Annotated in this window: 17 protein-coding genes; 6 read left to right on the top strand and 11 right to left on the bottom strand. The window is 65.2% G+C overall.

Annotation, left to right across the window (positions count from 1 at the left end; genetic code table 11):
• The first annotated feature begins 68 nt into the window (after nt 1-68).
• The 3 genes from J0I42_RS19465 to J0I42_RS19455 all read left to right on the top strand — a co-directional run bounded on the left by J0I42_RS19465 (nt 69) and on the right by J0I42_RS19455 (nt 3137).
• On the top strand, nt 69-206 hold the full coding sequence (locus J0I42_RS19465) for a lipoprotein (RefSeq protein ID WP_170843263.1): 138 nt from the start codon (nt 69-71) through the stop codon (nt 204-206).
• A 359-nt stretch (nt 207-565) separates the two neighbouring features.
• Complete coding sequence (locus J0I42_RS19460) at nt 566-1639, top strand: COG3904 family protein (protein ID WP_291657239.1); 1074 nt, start codon at nt 566-568, stop codon at nt 1637-1639.
• Between the two features lie 337 nt (nt 1640-1976).
• Complete coding sequence (locus J0I42_RS19455) at nt 1977-3137, top strand: glycerophosphodiester phosphodiesterase (protein WP_291657238.1); 1161 nt, start codon at nt 1977-1979, stop codon at nt 3135-3137.
• Between the two features lie 102 nt (nt 3138-3239).
• Here the strand turns inward: J0I42_RS19455 and J0I42_RS19450 are convergent, their stop codons facing one another.
• The 5 genes from J0I42_RS19450 to J0I42_RS19430 all read right to left on the bottom strand — a co-directional run bounded on the left by J0I42_RS19450 (nt 3240) and on the right by J0I42_RS19430 (nt 8871).
• On the bottom strand, nt 3240-4019 hold the full coding sequence (locus J0I42_RS19450; RefSeq protein ID WP_291657255.1) for an amino acid ABC transporter ATP-binding protein: 780 nt from the start codon (nt 4017-4019) through the stop codon (nt 3240-3242).
• Between the two features lie 35 nt (nt 4020-4054).
• Nucleotides 4055-5434: an amino acid ABC transporter permease gene (locus J0I42_RS19445; RefSeq protein WP_291657237.1), complete on the bottom strand. Its 1380-nt coding sequence runs from the start codon at nt 5432-5434 to the stop codon at nt 4055-4057.
• 10 nt (nt 5435-5444) lie between these two features.
• Nucleotides 5445-6632 (bottom strand): amino acid ABC transporter permease, encoded by a 1188-nt coding sequence (locus tag J0I42_RS19440; protein ID WP_291657253.1) that lies wholly within the window; start codon nt 6630-6632, stop codon nt 5445-5447.
• A gap of 427 nt (nt 6633-7059) precedes the next feature.
• Nucleotides 7060-7521: a hypothetical protein gene (locus J0I42_RS19435; RefSeq protein ID WP_291657235.1), complete on the bottom strand. Its 462-nt coding sequence runs from the start codon at nt 7519-7521 to the stop codon at nt 7060-7062.
• A gap of 327 nt (nt 7522-7848) precedes the next feature.
• Nucleotides 7849-8871, bottom strand: coding sequence for an amino acid ABC transporter substrate-binding protein (locus J0I42_RS19430; protein WP_291657234.1), 1023 nt, complete (start codon nt 8869-8871; stop codon nt 7849-7851).
• Between the two features lie 266 nt (nt 8872-9137).
• On the opposite strand from J0I42_RS19430, the gene metC reads away from it, so the two are divergent.
• Nucleotides 9138-10328 carry a cystathionine beta-lyase gene (gene metC / locus J0I42_RS19425; protein ID WP_291657233.1) on the top strand — a complete coding sequence of 397 codons (1191 nt, stop codon included), beginning with the start codon at nt 9138-9140 and terminating at the stop codon, nt 10326-10328.
• A gap of 86 nt (nt 10329-10414) precedes the next feature.
• On the opposite strand, the gene ppx is transcribed toward metC, so the two are convergent.
• From ppx to J0I42_RS19400, 5 genes are all read right to left on the bottom strand, one after another.
• On the bottom strand, nt 10415-11989 hold the full coding sequence (gene ppx / locus J0I42_RS19420; protein WP_291657231.1) for an exopolyphosphatase: 1575 nt from the start codon (nt 11987-11989) through the stop codon (nt 10415-10417).
• A complete protein-coding gene (locus J0I42_RS19415) occupies nt 11925-14120 on the bottom strand; it encodes an RNA degradosome polyphosphate kinase (RefSeq protein ID WP_291657230.1) in 2196 nt (731 codons plus the stop codon). Before J0I42_RS19415 ends, ppx begins: the two co-directional genes overlap by 65 nt.
• 121 nt (nt 14121-14241) lie before the next feature.
• Nucleotides 14242-14940 carry a P-loop NTPase family protein gene (locus J0I42_RS19410; RefSeq protein ID WP_291657229.1) on the bottom strand — a complete coding sequence of 233 codons (699 nt, stop codon included), beginning with the start codon at nt 14938-14940 and terminating at the stop codon, nt 14242-14244.
• A gap of 7 nt (nt 14941-14947) precedes the next feature.
• On the bottom strand, nt 14948-16057 hold the full coding sequence (locus tag J0I42_RS19405) for an AI-2E family transporter (RefSeq protein WP_291657227.1): 1110 nt from the start codon (nt 16055-16057) through the stop codon (nt 14948-14950).
• A 92-nt stretch (nt 16058-16149) separates the two neighbouring features.
• Nucleotides 16150-16680, bottom strand: a complete 531-nt coding sequence (locus J0I42_RS19400; RefSeq protein WP_291657225.1) for a CDP-alcohol phosphatidyltransferase family protein — start codon at nt 16678-16680, stop codon at nt 16150-16152.
• A gap of 279 nt (nt 16681-16959) precedes the next feature.
• On the opposite strand from J0I42_RS19400, the gene purM reads away from it, so the two are divergent.
• Together purM and purN are read left to right on the top strand one after the other, a co-directional pair.
• A complete protein-coding gene (gene purM, locus J0I42_RS19395; RefSeq protein WP_291657223.1) occupies nt 16960-18033 on the top strand; it encodes a phosphoribosylformylglycinamidine cyclo-ligase in 1074 nt (357 codons plus the stop codon).
• Entirely contained in the window at nt 18030-18653 is a 624-nt protein-coding gene (gene purN, locus J0I42_RS19390) for a phosphoribosylglycinamide formyltransferase (RefSeq protein ID WP_291657220.1), read from the top strand. Before purM ends, purN begins: the two co-directional genes overlap by 4 nt.
• On the opposite strand, the gene J0I42_RS19385 is transcribed toward purN, so the two are convergent.
• Complete coding sequence (locus J0I42_RS19385; RefSeq protein ID WP_291657218.1) at nt 18650-19408, bottom strand: helix-turn-helix transcriptional regulator; 759 nt, start codon at nt 19406-19408, stop codon at nt 18650-18652. The two genes, purN and J0I42_RS19385, sit on opposite strands and share 4 nt — an antisense overlap.
• Nucleotides 19409-19430 lie beyond the last annotated feature (22 nt).

Here is a 19430-nt window from a genome sequence, read left to right as displayed (position 1 = left end):
TTGACGCGGTCGTTTCACAAGCGGAAACACGATGCAACCGCATGTCGCGGCCATTGGGATCTCCACACATGAAAAGCGCCAGCCGCATCGTCATCCTGAGCCTCGTCGCGCTGGGCCTCGCCGCCTGCGCCACCCAGCAGCCGGACTACACCCCGCCGGCCTCCAAGCGCCTCGACGCCAAGACGACCCTCGAGAACCGCCGCTGAGATTTCAGGGGTACGGTCGGCTGCAACATCGCCACCGGCCGGCCTTGCGCGCCTGCGATCGAATCAAACCCGCGCCGGCCTCTGCCTGGGCGGGTTCTCACTCGCGGGCAGAAGCGGCAAGGGATGAGAAAAAGCGATGACAGCAAGAAGTCTTAAGCTGAATCTGCCTCGTACAGCGCTAGGCGAGGCAGCGTCTTTTTCTGATATCCGGTACGCGCCCGCGTGTCTGACACGGTCGTGAGCTTCACCCAACCCTAGCGCTTCGCTTTTCAGTGCGGGCGTGCATGCGGCGCGGAGGACTACCCGAGCACGTCGTGGATGTGTGATAGCCAGCGGAGTCGCTCACACAAAGGACCATCATGCCTTCCCTCCTTCCGACGATCGCCTTCAGCGCGTTCCTGGCGGTCCTCGGCTGGGGAACCGCGTCGGCAATGGAATTCTCCGAACATTTCAACGGTGCCATGCGTGCCGATGCCGAGAGCACCTGGATCTATGCCGACGGCGAGATCACCGAGGACACGCCCGCCAAATTCGAGGAGTTTCTGAAGACGACGGCGATCTGGAAGCGCCAGCGCATCGTCCTGAACTCGGGTGGCGGCAACGTGATCGGCGGCATCAGATTGGGTGAGATCATCCGCAAGCACGGCTTCCGGACGGCGGTGTCGAAGACCGTCAAGGCCGGCGACTACTCGGATGCGGCTCCCGGGATCTGCGCGAGCGCCTGTGTCTTCGCACTGGCCGGAGGAGTCGAGAGGAACGCAAGCGAAGGAAGCCGCATCGGAGTTCACCGGATGGGCGTCGACTTTGCCCGCCTCTATGGCGACAAGCCGATCACGGTCAAACACATGACTGAAAACCTGTCCGACATTCAACAGGCGGTGAGCCTCGTTCTTTCTCACTTCATCACGATGGGGATCGACCCCTCTATTATCGCCATGATGGTCGAGAAGGGGGCGGACGAGATGAAATGGCTGTCGATCGAGGAGATCCGTCGAGCCAACATCGCGTTCGCGCCGAACGAGCTAAACAACTGGCAGATCGAGGGCTACGGGAGAGGCATCGTGGCGTTCGCCCGGACGAAGGACGCTCGCAAGCAACTGACGATCTTCTGCCGGGCCAAGAAGATGCGGTTCAGCTTTACGGCCAAGGGCTCGCCCTACAGCACCGATTTCGTCAAGGACACCGAGAAATTCGAGGAAATCCACGTCGCGGGCAAGGATATCCCTCGCCAGGACATCAAGCTGGAGGTCAAGGGTGATTTGCTGACCATCTCGGGCCCATGGTCGGGGCCGTTGGCCGCCGCTGATGCGCGCAATGCGATGAGCCCCTTCGGCATTATCGGAACCATCCGCGACCTCTACAGCCTCTATGGCTTCAATAATGAAGGTTTCGAGCAGAGCGTGCGCCTGGCAGGGCAAAACTGCATTGCGTGAACATCCCCGATCATCACACGCGCTCCGGGCGACCTCCGGGCGCAAGCCCAAGAAGATCTGAACGAGACAAGCTCGACATCATCGCATTCCAGGTCAGCCAGCGCTCAGGCGCGCGTGGGGCGGCTTCGAGCCGGCCGATTGGACTTGCCCGATCCCGAACGTCTACAAGGTCGAAAACGAGACCAGAGCCACCCCAAATCCCAACCGCTTCCCCGAGAAGCCGCTGCCACTTTCGATAGCCAACGACACTCCCCTCAAATCCGAGTGGCAGCCTTCATGGCCGTGTCATATCCGCCGCCCTAAGGTCCCGCGCATTTCCGCGAGGCTGGGCCCGATCATGACAAAGAAACTCCTTCTCTCGACAACGCTGCTCGCCGCCCTGACCTTTCAGGGCCCGGCCGCTGTTGCGCAGTCCGCCCCGACGCTGTCGGGCCAGAAGCCACTCGTCATCGCCCATCGCGGCGCCAGCGGCTATCTGCCCGAGCATACGATCGAGGGCTACAAGCTCGCGATCCAGCAGGGCGCCGACTTCATCGAGCCGGACCTCGTCTCGACCAGGGACGGCGTGCTCGTCGTCCGCCACGAGCCGATGCTGAGCGGCACGACCGATGTCGCCGACCGCCCGGAATTCGCCAACCGCAAGACCACCCGCAAGGTCGACGGCGTTGACACCACGGACTGGTTCGCCAACGACTTCACCGCGGCCGAGCTCAAGACGCTGAAGGCCAAGCAGGCCTTCGCCGACCGCGACCAGTCGCATAACGGCAAGTACCAGATCCCGACCTTCCAGGAGGTGATCGACCTCGCCAAGGCGGAGAGCGCCCGCACCGGCCGCGCCATCGGCATCTATCCCGAGACGAAGCATCCGACCTATCACGCCGCGCTCGGCCTCGCCTTCGAGGACAAGCTTCTGGACATGCTCAAGGCCGCCGGCTGGACCGACAAGACCGCGCCGGTCTTCATCCAGAGCTTCGAGACGGCGAACCTGAAATACCTGCGCCCGAAGACGCAGTTGCGCCTCGTCCAGCTCGTCGACGGCGATGGCGTCGACAAGGACGGCAAGGTCACCCTCGCGGCGCCCTTCGACCGCCCCTACGACTTCGCCGTGCTCGGCGACAAGCGGACCTTCCAGGACATGCTCTCAGCCGAGGGCCTGAAGGAGATCGCGACCTATGCCGACGGCGTCGGTCCGTGGAAGCCCTATCTGATCGGCGCCAAACAGACGATCGGCGCCGACGGCAAGCCGCAGGACCTCAATGGCGACGGCGTGATCGACGAGCGTGATCGGACGCTGATCGCCCCTACGAACGTCGTGAAGGACGCCCATGCGGCCGGGCTCCTGGTCCATAGCTGGACCTTCCGCAGCGAGCCTAAGCGGCTGGCTTCCGATTTCAAGGGCGACGCCGGCGCCGAGTACAAAGCCTTCTTCGCGCTCGGGCTCGACGGCCTGTTCTCGGATTTCCCGGACCAGGCCGTGAAGGCGCGCGACGGCAAGTAAGCGTTCCCCGCAAAACGAATCCCGCGGCTCTGTGCCGCCCGCAACGAAAAAGGCGCGCCGGCATTCCGGCGCGCCTTTTTTCGTTGCAAATGCCTTCCGGCCTCAGTGCAGAATCTGGGAAAGGAAGAGCTTGGTGCGCTCGTGCTGCGGGTTCTTGAAGAACTCGTCGGGGGTGTTCATCTCGACGATCTGGCCGGCATCCATGAAGATGACGCGGTCGGCGACCTGGCGGGCGAACCCCATCTCGTGGGTGACGCAGAGCATGGTCATGCCCTCGTCCGCGAGCGAAACCATGGTGTCGAGCACTTCCTTGACCATTTCCGGATCGAGCGCCGAGGTCGGCTCGTCGAACAGCATGATCTTCGGGCTCATGCAGAGCGAGCGCGCGATGGCGACGCGCTGCTGCTGGCCGCCCGAGAGCTGGCCGGGGTATTTCGCGGCCTGCTCGGGGATCTTGACGCGCTTGAGATAGTGCATCGCGATCTCCTCGGCGTCCTTCTTGGGCATCTTCTTCACCCAGATCGGCGCCAGCGTCAGGTTCTCGAGGATCGTCAGATGCGGGAACAGGTTGAAGTGCTGGAAGACCATGCCGACATCGCGGCGGATCTCGTCGATCTTCTTGAGATCGTTGGTCAGCTCCGTGCCGTCGACGATGATCTGGCCCTTCTGGTGCTCCTCCAGCCGATTGATGCAGCGGATCATCGTCGACTTGCCCGAGCCGGACGGGCCGCAGATCACCAGTTTCTCGCTGCGGCTGACCTTCAGGTTGATGTCGCGCAACACGTGGAATTCGCCATACCACTTGTTCACGCCGATCATCTCGACTGCCGTCGGTGTGTTCAGCGAGGTCGGCTTCAGGGCCGCGGGACGCGTATCCGTCATCTTGGTTTCTGCCATAGCCATGGTTGTCGTCCCTCTCAACGTTTTTGGCCGGCGGCGAGGCGCTTCTCGACCGCGATCGAGTAACGCGACATTCCCCAGCAGCACAGGAAATAAAAGATGGCGGCGAAAGCGTAACCTGTCGAGCGCGTCACCGGCGTCGCCCAGGTCGGATCGATCAGCGTCGCCTCGATCGTGCGCAGGAAATCGAAGATGCCGACGATCGCGACCAGAGTCGTATCCTTGAACAGTCCGATGAAGGTGTTCACGATGCCCGGAATTACGATGCGCAGCGCCTGCGGCAGGATGATCAGGCGCATCATCTGCCAGTAACCGAGGCCGAGCGACATCGCGCCCTCGTACTGTCCCTTCGGCATCGCCTGCAGGCCGCCGCGCACCACCTCCGCCATATAGGCGGCGGCGAAGAGCGCGACGCCGACCAGCGGCCGCAGCAGCCGGTCCGGCGAATATTCCTGCGGCACGAAGAGCGGTAACATGGTGTTGGCCATGAACAGCACCGTGATCAGCGGCACGCCGCGCACGAACTCGATGAAGATCACGGAAAGCAACTGGATCGCCGGCAGCCGTGAGCGGCGGCCGAGGGCCAACAGGACACCGAGCGGCAGCGAGAAGACGATACCGACCGCCGAGATCAGGAAGGTGACGGTCATGCCGCCCCAGAGGCCGGTATCGACGCGCGGCAGACCGATCTTGTCGGCCAGGACCGCCAAGAGCCCGAAGACGACGAGTGACAGGAGGATCAGGCGCTTCGGCCGGTAGAAGCGCTGCCAGGCCGGCATCGCCTCCTCGACCGCGAGCTGCCCCTCGCCGATCCAGAACTTCATCAGCCCCGGCGCGAAGGAGAGCACCAGATAGATCACCGCCAGCGCGAAGGTCGCAAGGATCAGGAAGCGCAGAAAGCTCTCGGCACGCGGGCCGCCGAGCAGCAGGATAAAGGCGCTCGCCGGCATGATGACAAAGAAGAAGAAGACGCCGACCTTCTTCAGCGGCGCCCTGTTCCAGAGCAGCCAGACAACGCCAAGTGCGAACATCGCGAAGACGATGTTGACGCGCCAGCGTTCCGCCACCGGATAGGAGCCGTAGATGAAGTACTGGGTACGATCCGCCACATAGGCCCAGCAGGCGCCGACCGGGCGACCGACCTTGTCGGCCAGGCAGGCCTCCCGGTTCGTGCCGGTCCAGACTGCATCGAGGACATAGAAGCGGACCAGTCCCGGAACCGTGTCGATCACCAGCCAGACGCAGAGAAGCGTCAGGATCGCGTTGAGCGGGCTGGAAAACAGGTTCGTCCTGATCCAGGCAAGCGGGCCGGCGACGGAGAGAGGGGCCGGCTCCTGCTGCAGCGTCTCCTTGCGGACGAAGGCATAGGGCGCGTTTTCGGTTGTTGCGTCGGTCATCGCGCAGCCCTCACCGTTCCACCAGCGCCATGCGCTTGTTGTAAATATTCATGAACAGCGACGTCACCAGCGAGATCGTCAGATAGACCGCCATCGTGATCGCCACGACCTCGACCGCCTGGCCGGTCTGGTTCAGCACCGTGCCGGTGAAGACCTGGACGAGATCGGGATAGCCGATCACCACTGCCAGCGAGGAGTTCTTGGTCAGGTTGAGGTAGTTCGAGGTCAGCGGCGGGATGATGACACGCATCGCCTGCGGGATGACGACGAGCTTCAGCGTCGGCCCGTTGCGCAGGCCGAGCGCATGGGCCGCCTCGGTCTGGCCTTTCGACACCGCCAGAATGCCGGCGCGCACGACCTCGGCGATGAAGCCCGCCGTATAGGTCGTCAGGCCGATCAGCAGCGCGACGAATTCGGGGAAGATCTGGATGCCACCGCGCAGGTTGAAGCCGGCGAGCTCGGGGTAAACGAAGGAGATCGGCCGGCCGGTGACGAAATAGACCAGCAGCGGCAGGACCACGATCAGGCCGAGCGCGATCCAGCCGATAGGATATTGCCGGCCGGTGACCGCCTGCTGCTTGTGCGCCCAGGAGCGGAAGATGAACGTGGCGACGAGACCGATCAGGAAGGCCCAGACGATCAGGTTGCCGCCCGGCCCGAGCTGCGGATCAGGAAGATAGAGGCCGCGGTTGTTTAGCAGCGTCCCGCCCGGCAGTGCGATCGACTGGCGCGGATTGGGCAACGGCTTCAGCACCGCGTTGTACCAGATGAAGAGCTGGAGCAGCAGCGGGATGTTGCGGATACCCTCGACATAGATCATCGCGAGCTTGGCAATGACCCAGTTGTTGGAGAGCCGGGCGACGCCGATGAAGAAGCCGAGAAAGGTCGCGAAGACGATGCCGAGCGCAGCGACCAGCAGCGTGTTGAGCAGGCCGACGAGGAACGCATCGCCATAGGTCGAGCCACCCGAGGCCGAGAACGGAATCAGCTTCTGGTTGATGTCGAAGCCGGCGGCGTTGTGCCAGAAGCCGAAGCCGGAGGCGATCTTCTGCGCGCGCAGGTTCTCGATCGCGTTCGATGCCGCCGACCAGACCAGGAAGGCGACGATCGCCACCAGAGCGATCTGATAGACATAGCCCCGGATCCTCGGGTCGTAGAGCAACGACGCCTTGCCGGGTGATACCTGTTCGGTGGGAATGCTCGACACCTGTCACGCCCTTTTTGTTTCGCTTGTCGTGGCCGGCGATCCTGCGGCGGTGCGGTTGCGCCGCGGTCGTCTTGTTGCCCGTGCCACTATTCTGGTCCTGCGCTGGCGCCCGGCCTTCAGGCCACGCGCCTATCCTTCAACCCTCCCTGTCCGCGCCATGCGCTGCGACAGGCATCCGGCGCCGGCACTGGCCGACGCGATGACGTTCTTCATGTCGTTCCCCTGTCCGGAGCGGGTTCGTCCCACTCTCGGCTAGCCAGCAAGTTCCGGGCCGAACGACCCGGACCATGCCTCACGGCTTCATCTCGCGCAGAGCCTTCCGGCTCCGTTTCATTTTTCCGGCCCGGTTTGACCCGGCCCTCTTCAGCCGATCCGCGCAGCGTCATGCGGACCGGTCCGAGGCCACGGCGCATTCTGGTCACGTTCGATCTTCGGAGGCGAGCCCCGACCGGGGCTTCTCTCGAAAAGATTCACCATAATTGCCGGCATGGTGCGGAATACGATAGGCCCGATTGCGATCGAGACCCAGCGCCGCACCGAAATCTCCCCCGATACCGGACGGCCGGCGGATATCCGGCCGCTCAGGGTGGCTCAGCGCCGCCGGGCCCTTCGAGATCGTCCCGGACAGAACGACAGGCTCCTGCGGCGTCGAAGACTTCATCCACCGGGTCGCGAAACCGGTGCGGCGATGGCCGCTGGCGTCGCGTCGGTGGCTGGCATCGACGGCCTTCTCGCCGGCCCTGAAGATCACGGCCTCATGGTTCAGGACGAAGTCGGCGATATCGAACTCCTTCGCAGCGCCCTGCCCCGTGCAGGCCGCTGTCTGCGACAGAAGGTCGACTTCATCCGCCTGCAGTGCGGTGAAACAGTCCTTCGACATGAACGGGATGAGCGTAACCTTCTCGGGGCGGTCGAAGACCGCGGCCGCAGCTGCCCGACAGAGATCCGGATCGAATCCGGCCCAGCGGACCGTTCTCAGAGACAGCTCGTCCACTGCCCGGCACGCAGGGCGCCATGACAGTGAAGGCCGTCGCGAAACAGGGCAGCACCTGGCTTTTTCCATCACGGAAAGGCCCTGGACAGCAACGGAAACCGCACTGCGCGATAATCTAACGGTCAGATCCGGCGCGCCATCGACGAACGACGCCTCGGTGCGACATGCAAAGCGGAAACGGGGCGCCGGTCAGACCGGCGCCCCGCAAGCCTCTCAGCGAACCGGCGGGGCGTATTGCAGGCCGCCCTTGGTCCAGAGACCGTTCTGGCCGCGAGCGATCTTGAGCAGCGAGCCCTGACCCACGTTGCGCTCGAAGGATTCGCCGTAATTGCCGACATGCTTGATGATACGGACCACCCAGTCCGGCGTCAGGCCGACCTGTTCGCCGAACTTGCCCTCGGTGCCGAGCAGGCGCTTGATCTCCGGGTTGTCGGACTTCAACTGCTGGTCGACATTCGCCTGGGTGACGCCGAGTTCTTCGGCGTTCAGCATGGCGAAATGGGTCCATTTCACCAGGTTGAACCACTGCGGGTCATTGTTGCGGACGGACGGGCCGAGCGGCTCCTTGGAGATGATCTCCGGGAGGACGAGATGGTCGTCGGGGTTCGTCAGCTTCAGGCGCTCGGCATAGAGGCCCGAGGCGTCAGTGGTGAAGGCGTCGCAGCGGCCGGCATCATAAGCTTTGACCGTCTCGTCGGAGCTGGCGAAGGCGACGACCTCGTATTTGAGGTTGTTGGCGCGGAAGTAGTCGGCGAGATTGAGCTCGGTCGTCGTGCCCTGCTGGGTGCAGACCGAGGCGCCGTTGAGCTGCAGCGCAGAATTCACGCCGAGCTTCTTGCGGACCAGGAAGCCCTGACCGTCATAATAGTTCACGCCGGTGAAGAGCAGGCCGAGCGAGGCGTCGCGCGTCATCGTCCAGGTCGAGTTGCGGACGAGGACGTCGACTTCACCCGACTGGAGCGCGGTGAAGCGATCCTTCGCCGAAAGCGGGATGAACTTCACCTTGTTGGGATCGTTGAAGATTGTCGCCGAGATAGCCCGGCAGAGGTCAACGTCGAGCCCCTTCCAGTTGCCCTGCGCATCCGGCACGCCGAAGCCGGCAAGGCCGGTATTCGAGCCGCAATTGAGGATGCCGCGCTGCTTGACCTGCGCCAGCGTCGCCTGGGCCGAGGCCCCGGTCGCGGACAACGCCATACCGATCCCCGCTACGAGGGCGGCTGCTACAAACTTCTTCATCGATACTCTCCCGTTGGAACCCCTGATCCGGCTGACGCCGGAAGATACTTCTGGTCCCGCCGCCGGCGGCATTTTTTGCCGCTCGGTTCGTCCCGCTTCCGCGCGGCGTCCCCATATCCTCACGTCGATTGCCAGAGCGACTCATGAGCGTCAAGCAACCGCCATACGCATGAACAGCCCCTTGTTCCCTGCATACATCACATGCAAGTTTGTGGGGAGTGGTCAAGCCCGGCCACATTTTCTCCCCTTTTTAGCCGTGCCTTCTCATGAAAAAGCTGACTTCGCCTGAATTTGCGCGCCTCGGCGAGCGCACGCGCCTCGTGCTGGCGGGCCGCGACCCCGCCGACAGCTACGGGTTTGTCAATCCGCCTATCGTACGAGGCTCGACGGTGGTCTATCCGAACACCGAAGACTTCCTCGTGCGCAAGGCGCGCTACACTTACGGCACCGACGGCAACCCGACGATCGACGCGCTGATCGCCGCCGCCAACACGATCGAGGGCGGCGCCGGTGTCGTCGTGACGTCATCGGGATTGATGGCCTGCACGCTCGCCTTTCTTGCGATGCTCTCGGCCGGCGATCACGTTCTGGTGACGGACAGCGTCTATCGGCCGACGCGGACCTTCTGCGACACGTTCCTGAAGCGGATGGGGGTCGAGACGACCTATTACGACCCGCTGATCGGCGGCGATATCGCCACGTTGTTCAAGCCGAACACCAAGGCGGTCTGGACCGAGGCGCCGGGTTCGCAGACCTTCGAGATGCAGGACATTCCCGCGATCGTCGCCGCCGCGCACGAGCGCGACATCCTGGTCGCCATGGACAACACCTGGGCCACGCCGCTGTTCTTCGACAGCCACAAGTTCGGCGTCGACCTCTCGGTACAGGCGGGCACCAAATATTACGCCGCGCATTCGGACGTGCTGATCGGCACCGTCTCGGCCCGGACGCCGGAGCTATTCAAGGCGCTGCGCGACACCTGGAAGCAGCTCGGGCTCATCGTAGCCCCGGAGGACGCCTTCCTGACGCTGCGCGGCATGCGCACGATGGCGATCCGCCTGAAGGAGCAGATGCCGGCCGGCATCGCCATCGCCGAATGGCTGCAAGGGCGGCCCGAGGTCGCCAGCGTCCTGCACCCTGCCCTGCCGGGCGCGCCGGGGCACGAGATCTGGAAACGGGACTTCACCGGCGCTTCCTCGCTCTTCACCTTCGAATTGAAACCGGTCTCGATGAAGGCCGTCGGCGCGATGCTCGACGGCCTGACCCTGTTCGGCATCGGCGCCTCCTGGGGCGGCTACGAGAGCCTCGTCCTGCCCTTCGACTGCAAGGACTACCGGACCGCGACGACGCCGGGCTTCAAGGGGCCGACGATCCGCATCCATATCGGCCTCGAGGATATCGAAGATCTCAAGGCCGATCTCGATGCCGGTTTCGCGCGCTTGCGCGCCGTAGGGTAAATCGGCGTACCCTTTTTCATTCCGGGGCTTCGTGCAGGAACGTCCCGGAATGACAGCGGCACATTTCGATGCCGCCGCGACGGCCGCTAGAGCTTGCCGATCTCGAAGTCGCGGCCGAGCAGCTTCGCAAGCTGCTTGAGCCGGCCCTCGACACGCTCGCTCGCCAAAGCCGAGAGATCACCGGGGAAGCGCAGCAGCAGACGGTTGTCGACACAGGCGGCCGGAATGCGCGGCAGGATGCCCGCCATGCCGGCCGAGAGCAGGTAGGCGACGCGGAAGATCGCGGCGATCAGCAGCGCCCGCATCAGAACAGCCGGCGGTAGCAGCGTCTTCAGCCCTGCCGCGGCCGGCGAGTTCGCCTTCATCCCGGCATAGCGGTGGAAGATGGTCAGCGCCAGGAAGGCGCGCCCGACATGGTCGATGCCGGTGAAATAGGCATGGGCGATCACGTTCATGCTCTGCTCGCCGCGATAGTCGGGATGGGCACGCCAGCCGATATCGGACAGCAGGCAGACGGTCTCGACGAGCCGGCCGGAGGGTTCGTCCTGCGGCAGGCCGGCGGTTTCGAGAATGCCGCCGGTCCAGGCGATCAGTTCGGCCGCATGGCGCGGATCCCGCGCGCGCAAGAGGTTGTAGTCGCGGGCGGCCTGCAGGAGCGGATCCGTATTCTGCTCCTCCGGCGAGAGCTGCTCGTGCAGCAGGCCTTCGCGCACCCCCTGCGCCGAAATGACGATGCCGCGCGGCTTGCCCCGCTTGATCAGCTCGTCGAGCACGAGCGCGCCGTAGACGAGCAGCGGACGGCGAGCCGAGGATACCGAATCGATCGCGTCGAGCACCGAGGCATCGGCGCGCTCGACCAGCTTGATGAAATCGGCGACATCACGCGTCGGCACGGCATAGCCGTGCATCACGTTCAGCGGATAGGCGGCGCGATGCTGATGCAGCGTCGCGAGCGCGCGCCACGTGCCGCCGACCGCGTAGAAATCGCGCCCTTTCATGGCCGAGAGTTGCGGCAGCTTGTCGAGCTCGTCCTTGACGATCTTCTCGGCCGCCCTGAGCGACCCCTTCGAGCGGTCGAGCAAGGCAAGGCCGCCGATGGGGGCGCTGGCGCCCTGCCCCACGCCGCCATCCTTGACCGAGATCAGCTCCAGGCTGCCGCCGCCCAGGTCGCCCACGACCCCGTCCGGACGATCGAAGCCGGAGATGACGCCGAGGCCGGACAGCACGGCCTCGCGTCCGCCCGAGATCAGTTCGATCGGCTGGCCGATCGCATCTTCGGCCCGGGCGATGAAATCGGGCCCGTTGCTGGCGTAGCGCACCGCCGCGGTGGCGATGACACGGAGCTGGCCGACTTGTATCGCCTCGCAGAGGATGCGGAAGCGCACCAGCGCATTGATCGCCTTGGCGATCGCATCGTCGGCAAGACGGCCGGTCGAGGCGACCTGCCGGCCGAGGCCCGCCATCTCCTTCTCGTTGAAGACCTGTGCCGGAGCACGGGCCAGCATTTCGTAGACGACGAGACGGACAGAGTTCGAGCCGATATCGACGATGGCAATGGTATGGGAGAGCGCGAGCCGTCCGGGCGCATGCCTGAGCTCAGGCCTTGCGTCCCCCTCGGCGCGAGAGGGAGCGGGGACTCGAATTTGAGAGCGATTTTCCACGTCCGGACAGACTCGGGTTCGTCATGAAGTACTTATGCGCATTGAACGGCTCTTCGTTCGGCGCGAGGACAATGCGGCGCGAGCCGCCATCGGGCAATATCGTCCAGCTCTGCTCGTTGTCGAGCAGGTTGGCCAACATGATCTGATCCAGCAACTGCTGATGCACAGTCGTGTTCAGAATCGGCGTCAGCGCCTCGACGCGGCGATCGAGGTTGCGCGGCATCAGATCGGCCGAGGAAATGTAGACCTTGGCCTTGGGCGACGGCATGCCGTGGCCGGCGCCGAAGGCGTAGATGCGGGTATGCTCCAGAAAGCGGCCGATGATCGACTTGACGCGGATATTCTCCGAGAGGCCGGGCACGCCCGGCCTCAGGCAGCATATGCCGCGAACGACGAAATCGATCTCGACGCCGGCCTGGCTCGCGTCATAGAGCGCGTCGATGATCTCAGGGTCGACCAGCGAGTTGCACTTGCCCCAGATTGCGCCCTTGCGACCGGCCTTCACATGGGCGACCTCCTCGGCGATGTCGGCGAGCAGGCGCTGCTTCAGGCTGGTCGGCGAGACCGCCATGCGCTCCAGCCCGGCTGGCTCGGCATAACCGGTGATGAAGTTGAAGATGCGGGCGACGTCCTGCGCGATCACCGGATCGGCCGTGAAGAAGGAGACGTCGGTGTAGATGCGCGCCGTGATCGGATGATAGTTGCCGGTCGCGATGTGGCAGTAGCTGACGAGCTGACCGGCCTCGCGGCGCACGACCAGTGACAGCTTGGCGTGGGTCTTGAGCTCGATGAAGCCGTAGACGACCTGGACGCCGGCGCGTTCCATCTCCTTGGCCCAGCGGATATTCGCTTCCTCGTCGAAGCGGGCCTTGAGCTCGACCAGCGCGGTGACCGACTTGCCGGCCTCCGCCGCTTCCGTAAGCGCCTTGACGATCGGGGAGTTCGCCGAGGTGCGGTAGAGCGTCTGCTTGATCGCGACGACATTGGGGTCGCGCGCCGCCTGCTGCAGGAACTGCACGACGACGTCGAAGCTCTCATAGGGGTGATGGACGAGCAGGTCCTTCTGGCGGATCGCGGCGAAACAGTCGCCACCATGCTCGCGGATACGCTCGGGGAAGCGGGCATTGTAGGGCTTGAACTTCAGGTCCGGCCGATCGACGCCGACGAGCTGCGAGAGCTCGTTCAGGCCGATCATGCCATTGACCTCGACGACCTCGTCGCTGTCGACCTTGAGCTCGCGCACGATCATCCGGCGCAGATGGTCGGGCATGCCGGTCGAGAGTTCGAGCCGGATGACGACGCCCAGCCGGCGCTGTTTCAGCATGGTCTCGAAGACGCGGACGAGGTCCTCCGCCTCCTCCTCGATGTCGAGATCGGAGTCGCGGATGATGCGGAAGGAGCCGGCGCCCTTCACCTCGTAGCCTGGGAAGAGCTTGCTGATGAACAGCGAGACGGCGTCATCGAGCGCGATGAAGCGATGCAGGCCCTCGCGCGCCAGATCCGGCAATTCGATGAAGCGGTCGATCTTGGTGGGCACGCGGATCAGCGCGTCGAGCTGGCGCCCGTCGCTCTTGCGTTCCAGCGCGAGCGCGATGGTGAAACCGAGATTGGGGATGAAGGGGAACGGATGGGCCGGGTCGATCGCCAGCGGCGTCAGCACCGGGAAGATGTAGTTGAGGAAGTAATCCTCCAGCCAGATCCGGTCCTGCGAGCCGATATCGGCCGGCCGGAGCAGGTGGATGCGATTCTCGTGCAGGTCGTGGCGGAGTTCAGCCCAGCGCGCCTGCTGGTCGGCGGTCAGCGCCGCGACCGCCTCCCCGATGGCGACGAGTTGGCCGGCCGGCGTCAGGCCGTCCTGGCTGCGGGTGACCACACCGGCCTTGAGCTGCTCGCGCAGGCCGGAGACGCGGACCATGAAGAATTCGTCGAGGTTGTTGGCCGAGATCGAGAGGAAGCGCAGTTGCTCCAGCAGCGGGTGGCTGCGATTCGAGGCTTCCTCCATGACGCGACGGTTGAACTGGAGCCAGGAGAGCTCGCGGTTCATGAAACGCTCGGGCTGCTGGCGCAGGGGCGCCGCATCAGCCTCGCTGGAGAGCTTCTCCGACTCGTCGATCACCGTGTCGAGGGTCATGCGCTTCACTCGCGTCCTGGTCGTCTTTCCGCTCATGCTGCCGTTGAAGCCATTCTAGTGCGACGGTTCGATGACAAGCGACATGATTTGAAGCATGCGGCCTGCGCAGATTCGACCGGGTTCAAGCCGAATCCTGCGGGAACAGTTCCGCAAGCGCTTCCTGAACCAGCGGGCGCGTCACCCGGCGGCCGCGTTCGAGCGCCAGCCTGTCGAGCCGGTCGACCACCTGCCGCGCCGCGGCGAAGGAGCGCTCCATCCGCATGGCGAGCGCATCGATAACGGCGATATCGACCACGAGCTGGCGGTCGATGAAGAGCTTGACCAGCAGCGCCCGCAGCAGGCCGTCATCCGGCGGCTCGATCGTCGCAGCGGGGGCGAGCCTCAAACGCGACAACAGATCCGGCACGCTCAAGCCCCAGAGATCGGGCGCGCTTCGCGCCGTCAGCAGCAGCGAGCCGCCGCGGGCCTTGATCGCGTTCATCAGATGGAACAGGGCGCGCTCGTCGAGGACGCCGGCATCGCAGTCCTCGATCACCAGGGCGCCGCCGGAGACGAGATGCGGCACCTGAGCCTCGTTCAACTCCCTGGCGGAAATCGTCCAGGCATGGGCGGCCCGGGCCCAGATCGCGGCAAGATGGGTCTTGCCGGCGCCTTCAGGCCCGGTCAGGCGCAGCCAGGCCTCCGGCCAGGCCGGCCAGCGCTCGATCAGGCCATAGGCGGTCTCGTTGGAGGCGCCGACCAGAAAATCCTCGACGCCATGGCGGCTGTCGACGGGCAGATCGAAGGCGAGCTGGCGCGGACGCGGGGGGACATCGGACATGGACGGCTCAGGCGTCGGCGTCGATGCGCGCCTTCGCAGCCGCTGCGCGGGTGGCATCGCCGCCATGATAAAGGTTGCTGGCGAGATATTGCCGCAAGGCGAAGCGACAGAGCACGCCGATGACAGCTGCGAGCGGCACCGCCAGCAGCAGGCCGACGAAGCCGAACAGCGAACCGAAGGCGAGCAGCGCGAACATCAGCCAGACCGGATGCACGCCGATGGAATCGCCGACGAATTTCGGCTGGAAGATGTTCCCTTCGAGGAACTGCCCGGCAAAGAAGACGCCGAGAGTCGCCACCGGCCAGGTCCAGTCCGGCCAGAACTGCACTGTCGCGACGCCGACCGAGAGCACCAGCCCGGTCAAGGAGCCGACATAGGGAATGAAGGACAGGAAGCCCGAGATGATGCCGATCAGCGCGCCGAAATTGACGCCGATCAGGCTGAGCCCGATCGCGTAGAAGCCGCCGAGCAGCACGCAGACCAGCGCCTGCCCGCGCAGGAAGCCTGCGATCGCCATGTCCATCTCGTGCAGCAGGCTGCGGATGGTGTCGCGATGATCGAGCGGCAGCCAGCTATCGACCGTCGCAACCATGCGATCCCAGTCCACCAGCAGGTAGAAGGCGATGACCGGCGTCAGCACCAGCAGCGAGAACACGCCGACGATGGCGGTGCCGCCGCTCCAGAGCGACTGCAGCAGGCCGCCAACCCATTTCATGCCGTCGCCGACCAGATTGCCGAGCGAGTTCTGGGCTTCCTTGGTCAGGTCGGCGCCGCCGAAGCGTTCCAGCCAGGGCGCGCCCTTTTCCAGCAGCAGCGCCTGCAATTTGGCGGCATCGCCCGGCAGGCGGGCGACGAGCCCGGCGAGCTGCTGGCCGAGCAAGGGCGCCAGCAGCACCAGTCCCAGCACGAAGATGAGCAGGAAGATGACGAGGATGACGATCGTCGCGGCCAGCCGGTTCATGCCCATGCGCTCCAGCCTGTCGGCGAGCGGATCGAGCAGATAGGCCAGCGCCAGCGCCGCGATGAAGGGCAGGAGCACGTCCCGCAGCACCACGAGAAACAGGACGAAGACGAGAAGGGAGGCGACCCAGAAGCCGATCTGGCGCTGCAACGTCATCGATCAGCCTCTCTCGTGTCTGCTAACGGCAGGACAAGACACATGTGCATCACGGCCCGCGGTTCCAAGCCGCAATGGCGAACAAAGCCCGGTCAACCTGCCATATGGCGCAGCCAGAAGGCGAGATAGGCCGTCATCGAGGCGACCGTCAACAGAGCGACGAGGAGTTCACAGGCCTGTGCCAACACGCCGAGTTCGATGCCGAAGGCGCGCGAACCCAGGGCCAGCGCGGCGAAGCCGATCTGCGCGGCGGTGTTGAACTTGCTGATGACGATGGGCGCGATCGTCAGGGGCTTGTCGAGCAGCCAGGACAGGATCACCGCCGCCACGATCATCAGGTCGCGCGCGACGACGAGAACGACGAGCCAGACCGGGATCGCGCCGACGATCGCGAGCGTAATGTAGATCGAGACGATGAGCGCCTTGTCGGCGGCCGGATCGAGCCAGGCGCCGAGTTCGCTCGCCATGCCGCAGCTTTTGGCCAGGAAGCCGTCGACCGCATCCGAGATGCCTGCGACGACGAAGAGGATGAAGGCCACCTGCCAGTTCGCGCCGACGATCATGACGATGACCAGCGGCACCAGAAACAGGCGGCCGATGGTGATCAGGTTGGGGATCGTCATGACGGAAGCTTCGCCCAAAGCACCGCACGACGCCAGAGGAACGCCCGCCACAGCATCGCTTTTCCGCGCGCTCAACCGGACAGGCGGCAAGGCCGCGCCGACCCGGAGCCATGCCCGGGGCTCTGCCGAAGCGCCCCGGCTTGGATCCCGGGCCGCCCTCCGCCCGCCCGAGGTGCCGCAGGTTGGTCTGTGAGAAACCAACAAAGCGTCTGCATACGCCTTGCCAGCCGCGGCCCGCTTGCCTATCGCTCGCGCGAGCAGCAAGGAAGGCGAAACGCAATGAGCAAGCCCGGCGCAAACGGACTGACCTATGCGCAGGCGGGCGTCGATATCGACGCCGGCAATGCCATGGTCGACCAGATCAAGCCGCTGGTGCGCGCCACGCGCCGGCCCGGCGCCGATGCCGAGATCGGCGGCTTCGGCGGATTGTTCGACCTCAAGGCCGCGGGCTTCAGCGACCCGATCCTGGTCGCGGCCAATGACGGCGTCGGCACCAAGGTGAAGATCGCGATCGAGAGCGGGCTGCACTCGACGATCGGCATCGACCTCGTCGCGATGTGCGTCAACGACCTGATCGTCCAGGGCGCCGAGCCCCTGCTCTTCCTCGACTATTACGCCACCGGCAAGCTCGATCCGAAGGTCGGCGTCGAGATCGTGCGCGGCATCGCCGATGGCTGCCGACAGGCCGGCTGCGCCCTGATCGGCGGCGAGACCGCCGAGATGCCCGGCATGTATGCCGAAAAGGACTATGATCTCGCCGGCTTCGCCGTCGGCGCCGCCGAGCGCGGCACGCTGCTGCCGCGCGAGGACCTGAAGCCCGGCGACGTGGTGTTCGGCCTGCCGTCCTCCGGCGTGCACTCGAACGGCTACTCGCTCGTTCGCCGCATCGTCGAGGTCAGCGGCCTCGGCTGGGAGGCGCCCGCTCCCTTCGCCCCCGAGAAGAGCCTTGCCGAGGCGCTGCTGGAACCGACCCGCATCTATGTGAAGCCGCTGCTGCAGGCGCTGAAGGCGACCGACGGCATCAAGGCGCTGGCGCATATCACCGGCGGCGGCTTCCCCGACAATATCCCGCGCGTGCTGCCCGAAGGGCTCGGCGTCGCGCTCGACCTGCCCGCGATCCCGGTTCCGGCGGTATTCGGCTGGCTCGCCAGGATCGGCGGCGTCGCCGAGCGCGAGATGCTTCGCACCTTCAACTGCGGCATCGGCATGATCGTCGCGGCGCAGGCCGACAAGGCAGACGAAGTGCTCGCCGCGCTGAAAGCCGCCGGCGAAGCACCGGTGAAGCTCGGTGAGATCGTGCCGGTCGCTGCGGCTGAGGAGCAGGTCGGCTATCGCGGCAAGCTCGCGCTGTGAGCGACGCCCTTCCCCGCAAGCGCGTCGGGGTGCTGATCTCCGGGCGCGGCTCCAACATGGTCTCGCTGGCGGAAGCGGCGCAGGCACCGGACTACCCTGCCGAGATCGCGCTCGTCATCTCCAATATTCCCGATGTCGCGGGGCTCGACCGGGCACGCGGCTTCGGCATCGCCACGGCGACGGTCGATCACCGCCCCTTCGGCAAGGATCGCGAGGCGTTCGAGCGGGCGGTCGACGAAGTACTCCGCGTCAACCAGATCGAGCTGCTTGTCCTCGCCGGCTTCATGCGCATCCTGACGCCCTGGTTCGTGGCGCGCTGGGAAGGGCGGATGATCAATATCCATCCCTCGCTGCTGCCCCTGTTCAAGGGCACGCATACGCATCGGCAGGCGCTGGAAGCCGGGGTCACCGAACATGGCTGCTCGGTGCATTTCGTCGTGCCGGAACTCGATGCCGGACCGGTGATCCTGCAGGCGAAGGTGCCGGTCCAGCCCGGCGACGACGAGGAGACGCTGGCCAAACGCGTCCTCGTCGAGGAGCACAAGCTCTATCCGGCGGCGGTGGCGGAGGTTGCCTCGGGTCGAGCAAAACTCGAAGGCAGCGTGGTCATCCGTCGCTAGGCCGCTACACTGCCTTCGGCGCTCGCCGGCAGACCGCCGCCCTCGCGCTTGCAGCGCTCCCATTCCTCCTTCGCCCTCTCCTCCTCCTTCTGCCAGCGGCGGAAGAGATCGGCCCGGCGGGCGGGGTAACGCTCCTCCAGCGCGACGAGACCGGTCAGGCGGTCGGTGCGGAAATGGCGGAAGGCCTGCCTGAGCTCGCACCAGGCGATGACTATCCGCACGCGCTCGTAGAAGGTCATGCCGATCGGCCAGATCATGCGTTGCGTCGCATGGCCGCTCTCGTCGCTGTACTGGATCGAAAGCTTGCGCCCGTTACGGATAGCGGCGCGCACGGCCGCGACATCGACCTGATCGGCCGGCACATCGCCCGGATGGGACGCCGCGAACAGGGCGCCGTCGAGCAGAATCGGCCGCAAATGAGGCGGCAGAACCGCCGCGACCTTGCTGACGACATCCTCGGCGGCACGAGCCAGAACCGGATCCGCCCGCTCGCTCAGCCAACGCATGCCGACCAGCACGGCCTCGATCTCGTCGGGCGAGAGCATCAACGGCGGCAGGTCGAAGCCCGCATCGAGCACATAGCCGATGCCGGCCTCGCCGCGCACAGGCACGCCCTGACGCACCAGCGCGCCGATATCGCGATAGACCGTGCGCACGGAGACGTCGAGCTCCGAGGCCAGCGTCTCAGCCGTCACGGGGCGCCTGCGACGACGCAGGCTCTGGATCATGTCGAGCAATCGTTCAGCGCGCTGCACGGCGGCGTCTCCCCACTCGTCT

This window comes from Allobosea sp. (assembly GCF_017308015.1).
In the GTDB taxonomy this organism is placed as follows: Bacteria; Pseudomonadota; Alphaproteobacteria; order Rhizobiales; family Beijerinckiaceae; genus Allobosea.
This window is presented reverse-complemented; position numbering and strand designations above follow the sequence as displayed.